This is a genomic window from Nocardia arthritidis NBRC 100137 (assembly GCF_001612765.1).
In the GTDB taxonomy this organism is placed as follows: domain Bacteria; phylum Actinomycetota; class Actinomycetes; order Mycobacteriales; family Mycobacteriaceae; genus Nocardia; species Nocardia arthritidis.
Window position 1 is genome coordinate 60,895 of sequence record NZ_BDBB01000007.1, and the last position, 16,278, is coordinate 77,172.

A 16,278-nucleotide genomic window follows, 5' to 3' on the forward strand; every position below is an offset into this window, starting at 1 on the left:
ATCAGAAGTTGATCATGTGGCCGGCCAGGCCGTGGAAGGCTTCCTGGAGGGCCTCGCTGAGTGTCGGGTGGGTGTGCACGTTCCGGGTCAGCTCGTTGATCGTCAGGTCCCACTTCTGCGCGAGGGTGAGCTCGGGCAGCAGCTCGGAGACGTCCGGGCCGATGAGGTGCCCGCCGAGCAGCTCGCCGTACTTGGCGTCGGCTACGAGCTTGACGAAACCGGTCGGGTCGCCGAGGCCGTGCGCCTTGCCGTTGGCGGTGAACGGGAAGGTCGCGACCTTCACGTCGTAGCCCTCGTCCCGGGCCTGCTGTTCGGTCAGGCCGAAGCTGGCGACCTGCGGCTGGCAGAAGGTGGCGCGCGGCATCATCCGGTAGTCGCCGAGGGGGACGGTCTCCGCGCCCGCGATGGTCTCCGCCGCGACCACGCCCATAGCCTCCGCGACGTGCGCGAGTTGCAGCTTGGCGGTGACGTCGCCGATCGCGTAGATGTGCGGCACGTTGGTGCGCATGTAGTCGTCGATCCCGATCGCGCCGCGGTCGGTGACCACCACGCCGGTGGTCTCCAAGCCGTAGCCGTCGACACGCGGTGCGAAGCCGACGGCCTGCAGCACCTTGTCGACGGTGACGGTCTCGACCGAGCCGGACTTGTTGTCCTTGATCGAGACGGTGACCTTGGCGCCGTCGTCCTCGATGGACTGCACGGCCGCACCGGTGGTGATGGTGATGCCGAGCTTCTTGTACTGCTTGGTGATCTCCTTGGAGACGTCCGCGTCCTCGTTCGGCAGCGCGCGGTCGAGGAACTCGACAATGCGCACGTCGACGCCGTAGTTCTTCAAGACGTAGCCGAACTCCATGCCGATCGCGCCCGCGCCCACGATGAGGATCGAGCCGGGCAGGTCACGGGTGAGGATCTGCTCCTCGTAGGTGACCACGTTCGCGCTGAGCTTGGTGCCGGGCAGCAGCTTGGTGACGGTGCCCGCCGCGATGATCGCGTTGTCGAACGTGATCGCCTCGGTGCCGCCCTTGGAGAGCTCGACCGAGAGCGAGTTCGGGCCGGTGAAGGTGCCCTTACCGTCGAACTCGTCGATCTTGTTCTTCTTCATCAGGAAGTGAACGCCCTTGACCCGGCCGTCGGCGACCTTGCGGCTGCGGTCGAAGGCGACCCCGAAGTCGAAGTTCACCTCGCCGGAGATGCCGAAGGTCTTCGCCTCCTTGGTGAAGATGTGGGCAAGTTCGGCGTTTCGCAGGAGCGCCTTGGACGGGATGCAGCCGACGTTCAGGCACACACCGCCCCAGTATTTCTGCTCGACGATCGCTGTTCGCAGGCCGAGTTGAGCGGCGCGGATCGCGGCGACGTATCCGCCGGGACCAGCACCGAGAACGACGACATCGTAGTGGGAAGTCACGAACCGAGCCTAACTCCGCAGCGGTATGTTCACCCACCCATCCCCCACCCTGGTGAGGCGTGGGCCACACCCACCCGCAAACTTTCCGTGATCGGGAAGAATCCGGTGGTGTCGCCGGGTTAGCATGCCGCCCGAGCAGCCGTGTCGAGCCGATCCCGGCACCCCGGCGCGAACGTCCCCTGATCCACTCGCCGGAACCACGTCGCGCCACCTGGCCCGGCCGGCCCGCCCGTCCTCGGGCATCCGTGAGTGGCACCTGGCTGCGGCAGAACGCGAGTAGACCTCTCCGTGATGTGCCCTAGCGGGGGTCACGCCCAGGCGGGCAAGCCGCTGAGGGTCAGGTTCGCCAGACCTGGCGGGCGACGCGGCGGAAGTTCTCGCCGAAGACCGCTGCCCGGTCCGCTGTGGTGAAACCACGACCGGCCAGCACCTCGTCGAGGCCGGGTACGTCGGCGGCCCCGGTCAGATCCTCCGGCGGCACCCATTGCAGCGCGCCCCAGGTGGTGTATGCCTCGGAGAAAGCGTCCGGATTGCTCGCCAGTTCGGCGTTGAAGTCCTCGGCGTCGAAGGAGTAGTCGGAGCCGATTCCGATGTGCTCGATGCCGACCAGCTCGGCGCCGTATTCGATGTGCCGCGCCATCGCCGCGATCCGCTCGGCGCGTTCGTCGGCGGCGTTGCGGCCCAGGAAGATTCCGACGCCGTTGATTCCGATCACGCCGCCGGTCGCTGCGCAGGCCCGCGCCTGCTCGTCGGTGATGTTGCGCGGGTGGTCCCACAGGGCGGCGAAGTTCGAGTGGCTGTAGATCATCGGGACGACGCTCGACTCGGCCACTCCCAGCCCGGTGCGCCGGGAACAATGCGAGCCGTCGGCGAACATACCGACCTCGTTGAGCGCGCGGACGAGATCGCGGCCGTACCTGGTGAGTCCGGTGTCCTCGGGGTCCAGGCATCCGCAGCCCGCGGCGTTGGCGTGGTTGTAGGTGGGCAGCAACGACCGCACGCCGAGGTCGTAGAACCGCCCGACGTTGTCCAGGTCGCCGCCCAGCGGGCCGGAATCCTCCAGATCGAACGCGAGCGCGATGGCGCCGGGCGCCCCGATGTCATCGATGCCGCGAACCAGACGAAAACGGCCGTCCGCCGACGCCTCCCGGCGGAATCGGTCCAGCAACGCCAGCGAGTCCGCGGTCGACTGCCGGGAGTAACCGACGTTCACCGACAAGTACGATCCGGACGGGTAGCGCGCGAGGTCGCCGATGCGCGCGGCGGACGAGAGCGGCAGGCAGCAGTGCTGCTCCCAGAGAAACGGTGGCAACCTCGAACCTCCTGTTCGGATCGGCCTCGCCGGCAGCGATCCTACTGTCCGCGCCGAGCGAGCATCGGCCCGCAGCGAACGGCGAGCCGCCGCCATCCGGCCGCGATGGTCGAGTTGTCCCGTTCGCCAACACTTTTCGCTGCGATCGACGGTAACAGCGCGCTCACCTCGACCGATGCACGTAGTACATCAATCCCCCGTGCCCCGAAGGCGGTGCGACCATGCGTCGCTTGCTTCCCCTTTTCTTCTCCTTGCTGACCGTCGCCGGTCTCTGGACCGCGCCCGCTCCGGCCTCCGCCGCCCCGGCGTGTGCGTCCGGTTGGGGTTCGATGCCCAAGACGAGCCAAGCCCGCACGCCCGCGGCGCTGACCGGAGTCCGCGCCGGGCGGCACGACTGCTTCGACCGTTTGGTGTTCGACGTCGCCGGGCCCGTGACGGGTTACCACGTCGGCTACGTCGAGCGGGTGACCATGGACGGCTCCGGCGCTCCCGTCGCGCTGCGCGGCGAGGCGTATCTGAGCATCACCGTCAACGCCCCCGCCTACGACGACTCGTTCACCCCCACCTACAACCCTGCGAACCGGGCCGAGCTCACCGACGTGCGGGGCTACCGGACCTTCCGTCAGGTGGCCTGGGCCGGCTCTTTCGAGGGCCAGACCACGGTCGGTCTCGGCACGCGCGCCCGGCTGCCGTTCCAGACCTACACCCTCGACGGACCGGGCAGCGGATCGCGCATCGTGGTCGACGTAGCGCACTCCTGGTAACCCGCGCCGGGCGGCTCGGCCACAATGTGGGGATGAGCGGTGTTGAGAATGTGACCGACCCCTATCTCTGGCTGGAAGAAGTGACCGGCGAGCGGCCCCTGGACTGGGCACGCGCGCACAACGCCGTCGCGCACGCCCGGTTCGCCGACTCCGATCGCTTCCGCGAGCTGGAGCGGCGCATCCTCGACATGCTCGACACCGATACGAAGATCGCCTACCCATCTCGCCGCGGCCCCTGGCTCTACAACTTCTGGCGTGACGCCGAGCACCCGCGCGGCCTCTGGCGGCGCACCACGTTCGCCGAGTACGCCGAGGACTCGCCGGACTGGGACGTGCTGATCGATCTCGACGCGCTGGCCGCCGCCGAGGACGAGAACTGGGTGTGGGGCGCGGCCGCCGTGCTGCGCCCGGAACAGTCCCGCGCGCTGATCAGCCTGTCGCGCGGCGGCGCGGACGCGAAGGTGGTCCGCGAATTCGACCTCGTGCGACGGGTGTTCCTCGACCCCGCCGACGGCGGCTTCTTCCTGCCCGAGGCGAAGTCGGAGATCCGCTGGATCGATATCGACACGGTGTACGTGGGCACCGACTTCGGCCCCGGCTCGCTGACCGATTCGGGGTATCCGCGGATCGCGAAACGCTGGCGGCGCGGCACCGCTCTGGAGGAGGCGGCCACCGTTTTCGAGGGCGAGACCGGCGATGTCGCGGTCTCGGCGGGCTACGATCGCACACCGGGTTACGAACGGCACTACGTCGGCCGCGCCACCGACTTCTTCAACGAAGAGGTGTACCTGCTGGCGGACGACGGCACGCTGCGGCATCTCGACATCCCCAGCGACGCCACGGAATCCTGGTACAAGGACTGGCTGCTGGTGTGGTTGAAGTCGCCGTGGGAGGTGGGCGGCGCGAGCTATCCCGCGGGTGCGCTGCTGGCCGCCGACTTCGAGAAGTTCCTGGCCGGCGCACGGGATTTCGAGGTCCTCTTCACCCCGGACGCGCACACCGCGCTGCACGGCTACGGCTGGACCGAGAATCACCTGCTGCTGGTCACGCTCGAGGACGTGCAGACCAAGCTCCACGTGCTCACGCCGGGGACGGACGGCTGGCGTCGCGAGCCACTGACCGACACCCCGCCGATGGCCACCACCAGCGTGCTGAATCTCGACCCGCTGGAGGGCGGCGACGAGTTCATGCTCAGCACCAGCGGGTTCACCACTCCGGCCACGCTGCTGGCCAGTGCGGTCGGCGGGCGCACCGAGCGCCTCAAGCAGGAGCCCGGATTCTTCGACGCCGACGGCGTGGAGACCGAGCAGTTCTTCGCCACGTCCGATGACGGCACGCCGGTGCCGTACTTCGTGATCCGCCATCGCGACCGCAAGGACCAGCCTGGGCCGACGGTGATGTCCGGCTACGGCGGTTTCGAAGTGTCGCGCACTCCGGGTTACAGCGGCGCCTCGGGGATGGGCTGGCTGGAGCGCGGCGGAACCTGGGTGATGACGAACATCCGCGGCGGTGGCGAGTACGGGCCGCAATGGCACACCTCGGTGCAGAAAGCCAACCGGCACAAGGTGTACGAGGACTTCTCCTCGATCGCGAAAGACCTCGTCGGGCGCGGGATCACCACCGCGGATCAGCTCGGCGCGGTCGGCGGCAGCAACGGCGGACTGCTCATGGGCGTGATGCTCACCCGCTACCCCGAATTGTTCGGCGCGATCGTCTGCCAGGTGCCGCTGCTGGACATGAAGCGCTACCACCTGCTGCTGGCGGGCGCCTCGTGGATGGCCGAGTACGGCGACCCCGACAAGCCGGAGGAATGGGAGTACATCGCCAAGTACTCGCCCTACCAGAACGTTCGCGCCGACCGCGCCTACCCGCCGATCCTGCTCACCACCTCGACCAGGGACGACCGGGTGCATCCCGGCCACGCCCGCAAGATGGCCGCGCTGCTGGAGGAGCAGGGCCACGAGTTCTGGTACCACGAGAACATCGAGGGTGGCCACGGCGGCGCCGCCGACAACAAGCAGTCGGCTTTCCAGGCGACGCTGATCTACGAGTTCTTCACCCAGATGCTGATCGAGCGACGCGCCTGACGAATGGCCGGGCCGGACGCGGTCCGTGCTCGGCCCGCGCACGGCCGCGGCGAAGGCGGAGGCGGAGGTGTGTTCAGCGGTCGCGCAGCCACTTCTCGATCTGGTCGACGGTGCCCGCGCACTGCCGGATCCAGCCGTTGTGGCCCAGCGGTTCCGGCTGTCGCCAGCGCGTCACCTCGGCGTTGGGCAGCTTCTCCAGCAGATGCTCGGCGGAGCTGGGCGGGGTGAGGTCGTCGCCGGTCATCGTGATGGACAGCACCGGAAGCCGCAGCCGCGCGATGCGCTCCTCGTAGTCGATGTCCGCGCCGACCGGGACGAACCGGCCGGTGCGCGCGAGCCGTGCCCAGTCGGAGATCAGCACTTTGGACTGGCGGCCGAAACCCATCGAGACCCGGTCGCCGGGCCAGAAGCCCGCCAAGTTGGCCGTCAGCGAGATCGCCGCGGTGCCGACCAGCATGCCCGGGCCCGAAAGTCCGCGATAGCCACGGTAATACGGCGTGCCGGACGCGACCAGGATGAGCCCGCCGAGCCTGCCGCGGATGCGCGCGGCGTACATGACGCCGAGCTGGCCGCCCATGCTGTGGCCGAGCAGGTACGGCGTGCTGTCCGGGAACTGTTCGCGGACCACCTCGAAGATCGCCGGGAAGTCCACCGAGACCAGCTCGTGGTAGCCGAAGGTGCTGGCGGAACTCGGCTTCGGCCTGCTGTCGCCGTTGCCGCGCAGCTCACCGATGGCCACGTCGAACCCGCGCGCCGCCAGGCTCGAGGCGAACAGTTCGTAGTAACCCCCCGGAACACCGAGTCCGGGCACGATCACCAGCACCGGACGCGGCGCGTCCGGGGTGACCGGGTGGCGGTGCACGCCACCGGCGGGGATCAACCGCACCGGAACCGTGGTGCCGTCCGGCATCTGGATCGGAACTGTCTGCATCCTCGCACGCTACCGCGCTCGTCGCTCCTGGTCCCGCAGGCCGGGACGCTATGCGCGGACCGCGCCGATGATCACTCTGCTCAGCACCCGGATCACGTCGTCGAGCGGCGGACGCGGCTCCGCACCGCTCCACGAGTCCACCACGTAGTTCACGGCGCCGATGATGGCGAGCATCCGCATCTCGTAGTCGCCCGCGGGTATCTCGCCGTGCAGCGCGGCGTCTTCGGCGGCGCCGGCCAGCAGCGAACCCCACTCCCGGCGCACCGCGAGACGGAACTTCTCCACCTTCGGGCCCGCGCCGACCACTTCGACCAAGGCGACGCGCGCCTTGCGCGGATCGGATCCGATGGATTCGACGTACGCGCGAACCGCGGCATCGATGACGTCCAGCGACTTGGCGCCGGACTTCGCGTCCAACGCCTTCTTCACGGCATCGCGCGACTGCCGATCGATCTGTTCGTACAGGTCTAGGAGCAGGGACTCGCGACCGGTGAACTCCTCGTAGAACTGTCGCGAGGACAGGCCGGCGTCCTTACAGATGGCGCCGACCGAACTGTTGGCGTAGCCGTCCCGCGCGAAAACCGTCAGGCCTGACTCCAGAAAACGCGCACGCCGCTGACGCTGCCGGTCCTCCACGGGTTGCCCGGCATACATTCGACCCGTATTCGCATCCTGTGACATTGGGGCAGACAATACAGAAGGGCCCGAACTCATCGTCATCGATCGGGCCCTTCGTTACAACCTGCGGCCTACATCGCGTTAGCCGAAAGTTGGCTGAGCAGTTGCTACCTCATTGATCGGTCGCCGAGCCGAAGCCCGGCGACCATAGTAGTTTGCGCACAAGCACGCTCATCAGCGAATCGAGCATCCGGCAACTCCGATCTGTCCGTGAGACATTCCTTGTCACTGGCCATTTGCCGGAACAGACGATACCTAGCGGCGTCGCGTTTGCGGGCAATTTTAGAGGGAAACTGTAGAATTTTTTGTTTCATTCCGATTCGTCGGTTACGGCAAGTTCGCCCGACTCGCCCGACCCGGCCAGTAATTCCGGCAGCGCGGCCACGGAATCGATGACGTGATCGGGCGCCCGGTCGGCCGACGCCAGTACGCCGGGACGGAATTTACCGGTGCGTACCAGAACCCCCGTCAACCCGGCGTCCTGCGCCGCGAGCACATCCGAATACAGATCGTCACCGATCATCAGGACCTCCGAAGGGTCCAGCCGCATCAGCGCCGCGGCGGTCCGGAAGCCGGCCGCGGCGGGCTTGCCGACCACCTCGATGCGCGCGTTGCCCGCCGCCTCCAGACCGGGCAGGTAGGCGCCCGCGTCGACGCGGAGCCCTTCCGCTGTCGCCCACGTCAGTCCGCTGTGCATGGCGACGACGGGCACACCGTCCAGCATCAGTTCCACCACCCGGCTCAGCGCGGCGTGATCGAATTCCGGTCCCGCTCCGCCGATCACGACCACGTCCGGATGATCGTCGTCGAGCGTCATGCCGGTGAGATCCGCCGTGACGTCGCCGTGGTTGAGCACCCAGACGGCGGCATCGGGGTAGCGTCCGCGCACGAACTCGGCGGTGAGCCTTGCGGCGGTGACGATCTCGGCCCGGTCGACCTCGATGCCCGTGTCGCACAGGCGCTGTGCGATCTCGGCGCAGGTGCGCGAGGTGGTGTTGGTCAGGAAGGCGCGGCGCAGTCCGCTCTCGCCGATCCGGCGCACCGCGGCGGCGGCGCCCTCGATCTCCTGCCAGGAGGTCACCAGGACGCCGTCGATGTCGTAGAGCACGCCTCGGATCCGACCGCGATCAGGCATGGCTTCAGCGTACGACCGGGCCGCCCGGCGGGCACGACGGCCGGGGCGATGTCCTCGAACATTTGCACAGTCAGGCGTTCGCGGGCAGCGCGACGATCGCGGTGACGGACGGCTCGCTGCGCCGGGGGCTTGCCGCGGAGGCGGCCTACGCTCGGAATGTCCACGGCGGCGAAGTTTGTCGTGACCTTCGTGCGCGGCCCGAGGCCGCGCCCGGCGGCCGGTTCAGCGCTGGGCGCCGGCGATGACCGCGTCCAGCAAACCGGGGAAGCGCTGCTCCAGATCGTCTCGCCGTAATTCGACCAGCCGATTGCGGCCGGAGACGAAGGTCGTCGTGATGCCCGCGTCCCGCAGTACTTTCCAGTGATGCGAGGCGGTCGCCGCCGTGATCTCCACGTCGAACTCCCGGACATTGCAGCTCAGCGGTTCGCGCTCGCCCGCGAGCGCGCGCACCAGTTCGAGCCGGACCGGGTCGGCGAGGGCGCTGAGCACCCGGACCAGGTCGATGTCGGCGGTACTCGGCTGCGGCAGCGGGCGCATCTCCATTCTCCGATCATTTGACAACAATCGAATCATATCCCACTCTCATCCTATGATGCTTCGACAATCATCGAACAATCTTTATCGATCGCTCCTACCGCTCGCCGTGGGCACTTTCGTGCTCGGCACCGACGGCTTCGTGCTCAGCGGCCTACTCCCGCTGATCGCCGCCGACCTGCACGTCTCGGTGTCCACCGCGGGCCAGCTGACCACGATGTTCGCCTGGACCTACGCCATCGCCTCGCCCCTGATCGCCGCCGCGACCGGGTCCTGGGATCGCCGCGGGTTACTCGGCGGCGGCGCCGCGCTTTTCGTGCTCGGCATGATCGGGCAGGCCGCCGCGGAGAGCTTCGGCGTCATGGCGGCGGCGCGCGTGGTGGCGGCCATCGGAGCGGCGGCCTTCCAGGCCAACGCGTTCGCCGTCGCGGGCGTGGTCGCCGATGACGCCCACCGGGGGCGGGCGCTGTCCATCGTGACCGCGGGCATCACGCTCTCCAGCGTCGCGGGCGTGCCGATCGGCATCTTCGCCGAGCGCTGGATCGGCTGGCGCGGCGTGCTGTGGGGAATCGCGGTCGGCGGAGCCGTCGCGGCGGCGCTGGTCCTCCTGCTGCCCAGGGTGACGCTGCCGAGCACCGGCCTGCGTGCCCGGATCGGCGTGCTGACCCGTCCGCCGGTGCTGCGCGTGCTGATCGTGACGACCACGCAGATCACCGCGGTCTACACCACCGTCGTCTACCTGCCGGTGGTGGTCGCGGCCTCGGTGCCGCAGAGCATGCTCGCCTGGTTGCTGCTGGCCATGGGCATCGGCCAGGTGATCGGCAACGCGCAGGCCGGGCGCGCGGTCGACCGGTACGGCCCGCAGCGCACGCTGACGGTGGGGCTGCTCGGCGCACTGGCCGGTCTGGCCCTGCTCGGCGTGGCCGTCGACGCCGCGTGGGCGGTGTTCGTCGTGCTCGCCGTCACCGGGTTGTTCGGTGCGGCGATCCTGGTCCCGCAGCAGCATCGCCTGTTCGGCATCGCCCACGACGCGCCCACCGTCGCTCTCGGCCTGAACGGATCGGCCATCTACCTCGGCGCCGGCATCGGGTCGATCATCGGCGCGGCGGTGCTGGATTCCTCCGGTAGCGAGTGGCTGCCGTGGACCTCCACGCTCATCGCCTGCCTGGCGCTGGCGCTGGCGTTCCAGAGGGCCGAGTCGCCCACCAAGACTCCGATTCCCGCCTGACCCGATCCACAAGCGGCGCGACCACCAGTCGCGCCGCCTGCGATCGACTTACGGTTCCCACCCGAGATCACCGGCAAGCGGCCGCCGAACCGGGCGACCGACGGCCGGTCCGAGCAGCCCCACCCGACCCGGACCGGCCGGTGGCGGCTAATCGGCCGGATCGGGGCGAATCGAGTCCAGCCGGTCCGCGCATCGAGTCAGCAACTCCCGCAGGGTAGCCCGTTCGTCGTCGGTGAACTCCTCGGCCAACGCGCGTTCGACGCGGACCGCGCGGGCGTCCGCGTCGCGCATCACCGCCGCGCCCTTCTCGGTCAGCGTGGTCTCCAGGACGTTCTTGTGCCACGGATGCGGCGTGCGCTCGATGAGGCCGCGGTCCTGCAGGTTGCTCAGGACGGTGTTCATCGAGGGCGGGGTGACCCCGCAGAGCCGGGCGAGGGCGGCGGCCGAGATGCCGGGATTCTCCGCGAGGAACAGCAGTGCGGCGTACTGCGGCACGGTGACGCCCGCCGGCTTCAACGCGGCGTTCTTGGCCGTGTTGAGGGACTGCTCGGCACGTTTGAGGTACGAACCGATCCGTTCGGCGGCGGGCAAGGACGTCATAAGCGCATGGTATCCGCACAACTCATCGTTCCTGCCTTGACGATCATTAGAGTTCTAACTTAGATTTGCAGCCATATTTGAATGCGAACACATTCGTTAGAGCGAACCCTAAGAGGTAGATCGATGTCCCACGCCCTACCCCGCCGCCTGCTGTCGAGCCTGGCCGCCGGAAGCGCCTGCATCACGCTCATGGCCTGCGGCACCGGCGATACGCCGAGCAGCCCCGTCCACACCGCCTACGAACTGCCGGGCGACCGCGTCTATCCGGAGGGAATCGCGGTCGACGCACGCACCGGAGACAGTTACGTCGGCTCCTACACCACCGGCGCGGTCTATCGCGCGACACCGGATGCCCATCGCGCCGAGGTCTTCCTGCCCGAAGGCGCCAACAACCACAAGACCGCCAACGGCTTGAAAGTGGACGCGGCCGGGCGGCTGTGGGTGACCGACTCGACCACGGGCGTCGCGGTGTACGACGTCGCGACCCGCGCCCTGCTCGCCGACTTCACCGTGCCCGGAAGCGATCCCCGCTTCGTGAACGATCTCGCCATCACCCCGGACGGCACGGCGTATCTGACCGACAGCACGCGGGCGGTGGTCTATCGCGTCACTCCCGATCAACTGGCCGCCGCCCGAGCACAGGGCGGGCGCGGGGAATTGACTCCGCAGTTCGACCTGCGCTCCATACTGCCGCCGATCGAACCGGGCGGCTTCAGCCTCAACGGCATCGTCGCCGATCCGGCGGGCCACTACCTGCTCACGGTCGACATGCCGCGCGGCGACCTGTACCGCATCGCGTTGACGCCGGAAGCGAATCCGATCAGCAAGGTCGCCTTGCGCGGCGGCGATCTCCGGCAGGGCGACGGACTGGAACTGCGCGGGAGCACCCTGTGGGCCGTCCACAACACGACCAACACGATCAGCCGGTGGACCGTCTCCGACAACGGCGCCACCGTGACGCTGGCACAGCAGCGCACCGACGAGGCGCTGTCCATCCCGACGACCCTGGCCCGCGCCGGTGACCGAACCCTGATCGTCTCCTCCCAGTTCGACAAGGGCGGCCCGATGGGGCCCGGCAGCCCGAGGACGCCGTTCGCCGTCGTCACCCTCGACGGAATCTGACGCGCGGAAACGCCGGAAGCCGGCCCACCTCGCGGTGGACCGGCTTCCGGTTCGAACTAAGTTGCCGGGTGGCCGGACTCAGAAGTCCATGCCGCCCATGCCACCGGTCGGGTCGCCGGCGGGAGCGGCGGCCTTCTCCGGCTTGTCGGCGACAACGGCCTCCGTGGTCAGGAACAGGGCCGCGATCGAAGCCGCGTTCTGCAGCGCCGAACGGGTGACCTTGACCGGGTCGGCGACGCCGGCGGCCAGCAGGTCCTCGTACTCGCCCGAGTCGGCGTTCAGGCCGTGACCCGCAGGCAGGTTCGACACCTTCTCGGCGACCACACCGGGCTCGAGGCCCGCGTTGAACGCGATCTGCTTCAGCGGCGCCGACAACGCGACTCGCACGATGTTCGCGCCGGTGGCCTCGTCACCGGAGAGCTTCAGCTCATCCAGCGCCGGAGCCGACTGCAGCAGGGCCACGCCACCACCGGCGACGATGCCCTCCTCGACGGCCGCCTTCGCGTTGCGAACGGCGTCCTCGATGCGGTGCTTGCGCTCCTTGAGTTCCACCTCGGTGGCCGCGCCCGCCTTGATCACCGCAACACCGCCGGCCAGCTTGGCCAGGCGCTCCTGCAGCTTCTCGCGGTCGTAGTCCGAGTCGGAGTTCTCGATCTCGGTGCGGATCTGCTGAACCCGGCCCTTGATGGCCTCCGGGTCGCCCGCGCCCTCGACGATGGTGGTCTCGTCCTTGGTGACGACGACCTTGCGCGCCTGGCCGAGCAGCTCGACGCCCGCGCTCTCCAGCGAGAGGCCGACCTCTTCGCTGATGACCTCGCCGCCGGTCAGGATGGCGATGTCGGCCAGCTGCGCCTTGCGGCGGTCACCGAAGCCGGGCGCCTTGACGGCGACGGACTTGAAGGTGCCACGGATCTTGTTCACGACCAGGGTCGACAGGGCCTCGCCCTCGACGTCCTCGGCGATGATCAGCAGCGGCTTGCCCGCCTGGATGACCTTCTCCAGCAGCGGCAGCAGATCCTTGACGGTCGAGATCTTCGAGCCGACCAGCAGGATGTACGGGTCCTCGAGGACCGCTTCCTGACGCTCCGGGTCGGTGACGAAGTAGCCGGAGATGTAGCCCTTGTCGAAGCGCATACCCTCGGTGAGCTCCAGCTGGAGGCCGAAGGTGTTGCTCTCCTCGACGGTGATGACGCCTTCCTTGCCGACCTTGTCCATGGCCTCGGCGATCAGCTCACCGATGGACGAGTCGCCCGCCGAGATGCCCGCGGTAGCAGCGATCTGCTCCTTGGTGTCGATCTCCTTGGCGGTGTCGAGCAGCTTGGCGGTGACGGCCTCGACGGCCTTCTCGATGCCACGCTTCAGGCCCAGCGGGTTCGCGCCGGCCGCGACGTTGCGCAGACCCTCGCGCACCAGCGCCTGGGCGAGCACGGTCGCGGTGGTGGTGCCGTCACCCGCGACGTCGTCGGTCTTCTTGGCGACTTCCTTGACCAGCTCGGCGCCGATCTTCTCGTACGGGTCCTCCAGCTCGATCTCCTTGGCGATGGACACACCATCGTTGGTGATCGTGGGGGCACCCCACTTCTTCTCCAGGACAACGTTGCGACCCTTGGGGCCCAGCGTCACCTTGACCGCGTCGGCGAGGCTGTTGAGGCCCCGCTCGAGGCCGCGGCGGGCCTCTTCGTCATACGCAATTGTCTTGGCCATGGCGTTGTTGAGATCCTCCATGTGGATGGCTGACACACAGGACGACCGCTGGTCGGGTCGCCCCAGTTACGCTGGCCAGGTTCGGTGCCCGCGACGGACGACCGAGGGTGTCTACGGAACCCGGTCTCACCGTCCCGACCTGGCACTCGCCGATAGGGAGTGCCAAAAGCATTTTTAGCACTCGAGGGTGGCGAGTGCAAGGTCGGCGCGGGTTCTAGCGGCGGTCGTCGACGCGGAACAGCAGCGCGATGATGGCGTCATTGCGGCGTTCCTCCGGCGTGCGGGGCTCGCCGTCCTCGTTGACGAGTTCGGCGTCGCGCAGCAGCAGCTCCGCCTCGACCCGCATGATGGCGCGAATGAACGGAGGGGCGACGTCGGGCGGCAGGTCGCCGTTCACCACAGTGCCGCCGTCCGGCTGGGACTCGGTGGACACATACGGAAGAGCGCGCAGTAGATCTGCGCGCCGTTCCCCCGCTATTAGGTCGGAATCCATTTCATCCGCCATTGCTATAGCTTAGCCGCCAGCGGTTCACATCTCCGGACGGACGATTCGCGCCACCCCGGACGGTCACCGGAAGCGCTGGTCAAGGAAATCACCGGGGAGTCATCCCGGAATTCGCCGCCGCGCCCGCTCGCCCGCGGCGGCGTAGATTCCGAGGGGATCATGATCAACCTCATCCCGGAAGGGGACGCGGGTGACCGACCTGCCGTTCGATTCGCTCTACCGGCACGGCTTCGCGCGGGTGGCGGTCGCGGTCCCCCGGGTACGCGTGGCCGACCCCGCCTATAACGTGGAGCAGACCGTGGAGCTGGCCGCGCGGGCCGCGGCGGCCGGTGCCGTGCTGACGGTGTTCCCCGAGCTGGGACTGTCCTCGTACACCGCCGACGACCTGTTCCACCAGGACGCGCTGGACGCCGCCGTCGAGGCGGCGCTGGCCCGGCTCGTCGCGGCGAGCACGGACATCGATACGGTGCTCGTGGTGGGCGCCCCGGTACGCGCTCACCACCGGTTGTTCAACTGCGCGATCGCGATCTGCCGTGGCATCGTGCTCGGCGTCGCGCCCAAGAGCTACCTGCCGAACTATCGGGAGTTCTACGAGAAGCGCCAGTTCGCGGCGGCGCGGGAGGCACTGGAGGATCACGTCACCGTCGCCGGGCACCGGGCGCCGTTCGGCTCCGATCTGCTGTTCCGCGCGAGCAATCTGGACGACTTCGTCTTCCACCTGGAGATCTGCGAGGACGGGTGGGTTCCGTTGCCGCCCAGCGGCTTCGCCGCGCTGGCCGGGGCGACCGTGCTGGTCAACCTGTCCGCGAGCAATATCGTGATCGGCAAGGCGGACTACCGGCGATCGCTGTGCACCTCGCATTCGGCGCGCTATCTCGCGGCGTACCTGTACTCCGCCGCCGGGACCGGGGAGTCGACAACCGATCTCGCTTGGGACGGGCAGGCGCTGATCTGCGAGAACGGCGACCTGCTCGCGGAGGGCGAGCGGTTCTGCGATCATCCCCAGCTGGTCACCGCCGACCTGGACCTACGCCGCCTCGCCGCGGATCGTCTGCGCACCACCAGCTTCGCCGACAACGTGCACGACCACCGCGACCAGCTGGCCGCGCTGCGGCGCATCGACGTGCGGCTGCCGATCCCCGAGCACCCGATCGCGCTGGAGCGCGAGATCGAGCGCTTCCCCTACGTCCCCGCCGACCCGGCCCGGCGTAACGAGCGCTGCGCCGAGGTGCACCACATCCAGGTCGAGGGCCTGAGCACGCGATTGCGCGCCACCGGCACACAGCGCGTGGTGATCGGGGTGTCCGGCGGCTTGGACTCCACCCAGGCGCTGATCGTCGCGGCCAAGACGATGGACCGGCTCGGCCTGCCGCGGGCGAATGTGCTGGCCTACACCATGCCCGGCTTCGCGACCAGCACCAGGACCAGGACCGACGCGCACCGGCTGATGGCCGCCCTCGGCGTCACGGCGCGCGAGATCGACATCCGCCCGTCGGCCACGCAGATGCTGCGCGACCTCGGCCACCCGGCCGCCGACGGCGCGCCGCAGTACGACATCACCTACGAGAACGTGCAGGCGGGCGAGCGGACCTCGCACCTGTTCCGGCTGGCCAATATGCACGGCGCGCTGGTGGTGGGCACTGGTGACCTCAGCGAACTGGCGCTGGGCTGGTGCACATTCGGCGTCGGGGACCATATGGCGCACTACAGCGTCAACGCGTCGGTGCCCAAGACACTCATCAAATACCTGATCGCCTGGGCGGTGGATACCGAGCAGTTCGGCGCGGAGGCGGGCGAGGTGCTTTCCTCGATCCTGCGCACCGAGATCTCTCCCGAGCTGATCCCGAACGCCGACTCCGCCGCGCCGGGCCAGAGTTCGGAGGCCACCGTCGGCCCCTACGAACTGCAGGACTTCCACCTCTATTACCTGTTGCGTTTCGGCTACCGCCCCAGCCGCGTGGCCTATCTGGCCAGGCACGCCTGGTCCGATGCCGATACCGGCCGCTGGCCCGATCTCGTCCCCGCCGATCAGCGCAACGCCTACGACCTCGCCACGATCAAGCACTGGCTGGGCGAGTTCCTGCTGCGCTTCGTGCAGACCAGCCAGTTCAAGCGCTCGACGCTGCCGAACGCGCCGAAGGTCGGCTCCGGCGGTTCGCTCTCGCCGCGCGGCGACTGGCGCGCGCCCAGCGACGCGTCCGCGGCGGCCTGGCTCGATGAGCTCGCCCGCAACGTGCCGGACGCCTGAGGCGCCGCAGCGCTCGACACCCCGA

General features: G+C 68.6%; 14 protein-coding genes. 5 read left to right on the forward strand and 9 right to left on the reverse strand.

The features are described 5' to 3' along the window. Position 1: 1 nt before the first annotated feature. Both lpdA and NA8_RS06965 read right to left on the reverse strand, forming a co-directional pair. Positions 2 to 1,405, reverse strand: a complete 1,404-nt coding sequence (lpdA, locus tag NA8_RS06960; RefSeq protein WP_063049523.1) for a dihydrolipoyl dehydrogenase — start codon at positions 1,403 to 1,405, stop codon at positions 2 to 4. Between the two features lie 337 nt (positions 1,406 to 1,742). After that, positions 1,743 to 2,717, reverse strand: coding sequence for a dipeptidase (locus tag NA8_RS06965; RefSeq protein WP_063049524.1), 975 nt, complete (start codon positions 2,715 to 2,717; stop codon positions 1,743 to 1,745). Positions 2,718 to 2,938: 221 nt separating this feature from the next. On the opposite strand from NA8_RS06965, the gene NA8_RS06970 reads away from it, so the two are divergent. Both NA8_RS06970 and NA8_RS06975 read left to right on the forward strand, forming a co-directional pair. Beyond that, positions 2,939 to 3,481: an AMIN-like domain-containing (lipo)protein gene (locus NA8_RS06970; RefSeq protein ID WP_063049525.1), complete on the forward strand. Its 543-nt coding sequence runs from the start codon at positions 2,939 to 2,941 to the stop codon at positions 3,479 to 3,481. A gap of 32 nt (positions 3,482 to 3,513) precedes the next feature. Further along, entirely contained in the window at positions 3,514 to 5,568 is a 2,055-nt protein-coding gene (locus NA8_RS06975; RefSeq protein WP_063049526.1) for a prolyl oligopeptidase family serine peptidase, read from the forward strand. A gap of 73 nt (positions 5,569 to 5,641) precedes the next feature. Here NA8_RS06975 and NA8_RS06980 read toward each other — a convergent pair whose 3' ends face one another. The 4 genes from NA8_RS06980 to NA8_RS06995 all read right to left on the reverse strand — a co-directional run bounded on the left by NA8_RS06980 (position 5,642) and on the right by NA8_RS06995 (position 8,855). Further along, positions 5,642 to 6,499, reverse strand: a complete 858-nt coding sequence (locus NA8_RS06980; protein WP_063049527.1) for an alpha/beta hydrolase family protein — start codon at positions 6,497 to 6,499, stop codon at positions 5,642 to 5,644. Positions 6,500 to 6,547: 48 nt separating this feature from the next. Beyond that, the gene (locus tag NA8_RS06985) at positions 6,548 to 7,180 is read right to left on the reverse strand and encodes a TetR/AcrR family transcriptional regulator (RefSeq protein ID WP_245663697.1); all 633 of its coding nucleotides are present in this window, start codon (positions 7,178 to 7,180) and stop codon (positions 6,548 to 6,550) included. 307 nt (positions 7,181 to 7,487) lie between these two features. Beyond that, positions 7,488 to 8,312, reverse strand: coding sequence for an HAD-IIA family hydrolase (locus tag NA8_RS06990; protein ID WP_063049529.1), 825 nt, complete (start codon positions 8,310 to 8,312; stop codon positions 7,488 to 7,490). A gap of 222 nt (positions 8,313 to 8,534) precedes the next feature. After that, positions 8,535 to 8,855 carry an ArsR/SmtB family transcription factor gene (locus NA8_RS06995; RefSeq protein WP_218019413.1) on the reverse strand — a complete coding sequence of 107 codons (321 nt, stop codon included), beginning with the start codon at positions 8,853 to 8,855 and terminating at the stop codon, positions 8,535 to 8,537. 100 nt (positions 8,856 to 8,955) lie between these two features. Here NA8_RS06995 and NA8_RS07000 point away from each other — a divergent pair, with 100 nt between their 5' ends. Further along, positions 8,956 to 10,074, forward strand: a complete 1,119-nt coding sequence (locus NA8_RS07000) for an MFS transporter (RefSeq protein WP_218019414.1) — start codon at positions 8,956 to 8,958, stop codon at positions 10,072 to 10,074. Between the two features lie 147 nt (positions 10,075 to 10,221). On the opposite strand, the gene NA8_RS07005 is transcribed toward NA8_RS07000, so the two are convergent. Then, the gene (locus NA8_RS07005) at positions 10,222 to 10,674 is read right to left on the reverse strand and encodes a MarR family winged helix-turn-helix transcriptional regulator (protein ID WP_174550054.1); all 453 of its coding nucleotides are present in this window, start codon (positions 10,672 to 10,674) and stop codon (positions 10,222 to 10,224) included. A 123-nt stretch (positions 10,675 to 10,797) separates the two neighbouring features. On the opposite strand from NA8_RS07005, the gene NA8_RS07010 reads away from it, so the two are divergent. Next, positions 10,798 to 11,796: an SMP-30/gluconolactonase/LRE family protein gene (locus NA8_RS07010; protein WP_063049531.1), complete on the forward strand. Its 999-nt coding sequence runs from the start codon at positions 10,798 to 10,800 to the stop codon at positions 11,794 to 11,796. Positions 11,797 to 11,874: 78 nt separating this feature from the next. Here NA8_RS07010 and groL read toward each other — a convergent pair whose 3' ends face one another. Beyond that, the gene (gene groL / locus NA8_RS07015; protein WP_063049674.1) at positions 11,875 to 13,500 is read right to left on the reverse strand and encodes a chaperonin GroEL; all 1,626 of its coding nucleotides are present in this window, start codon (positions 13,498 to 13,500) and stop codon (positions 11,875 to 11,877) included. 214 nt (positions 13,501 to 13,714) lie between these two features. Continuing rightward, positions 13,715 to 14,005, reverse strand: a complete 291-nt coding sequence (locus NA8_RS07020) for a hypothetical protein (protein ID WP_063049532.1) — start codon at positions 14,003 to 14,005, stop codon at positions 13,715 to 13,717. 190 nt (positions 14,006 to 14,195) lie between these two features. Between NA8_RS07020 and NA8_RS07025 the strand changes: the two genes are divergently transcribed. After that, positions 14,196 to 16,253, forward strand: coding sequence for an NAD(+) synthase (locus NA8_RS07025; RefSeq protein WP_084466585.1), 2,058 nt, complete (start codon positions 14,196 to 14,198; stop codon positions 16,251 to 16,253). Positions 16,254 to 16,278: the final 25 nt, after the last annotated feature.

Bases quoted from the DNA above. Each gene is read 5' to 3' on its own strand.
- NA8_RS06990 (WP_063049529.1), bottom strand. From the start codon at position 8,312: ATGCCTGATCGCGGTCGGATCCGAGGCGTGCTCTACGACATCGACGGC.
- NA8_RS06975 (WP_063049526.1), top strand. From the start codon at position 3,514: ATGAGCGGTGTTGAGAATGTGACCGACCCCTATCTCTGGCTGGAAGAA.
- NA8_RS07020 (WP_063049532.1), bottom strand. From the start codon at position 14,005: ATGGCGGATGAAATGGATTCCGACCTAATAGCGGGGGAACGGCGCGCA.
- NA8_RS06985 (WP_245663697.1), bottom strand. From the start codon at position 7,180: ATGTCACAGGATGCGAATACGGGTCGAATGTATGCCGGGCAACCCGTG.
- groL (WP_063049674.1), bottom strand. From the start codon at position 13,500: ATGGCCAAGACAATTGCGTATGACGAAGAGGCCCGCCGCGGCCTCGAG.
- NA8_RS06970 (WP_063049525.1), top strand. From the start codon at position 2,939: ATGCGTCGCTTGCTTCCCCTTTTCTTCTCCTTGCTGACCGTCGCCGGT.
- NA8_RS07005 (WP_174550054.1), bottom strand. From the start codon at position 10,674: ATGACGTCCTTGCCCGCCGCCGAACGGATCGGTTCGTACCTCAAACGT.
- NA8_RS06980 (WP_063049527.1), bottom strand. From the start codon at position 6,499: ATGCAGACAGTTCCGATCCAGATGCCGGACGGCACCACGGTTCCGGTG.
- NA8_RS06995 (WP_218019413.1), bottom strand. From the start codon at position 8,855: ATGGAGATGCGCCCGCTGCCGCAGCCGAGTACCGCCGACATCGACCTG.
- NA8_RS07010 (WP_063049531.1), top strand. From the start codon at position 10,798: ATGTCCCACGCCCTACCCCGCCGCCTGCTGTCGAGCCTGGCCGCCGGA.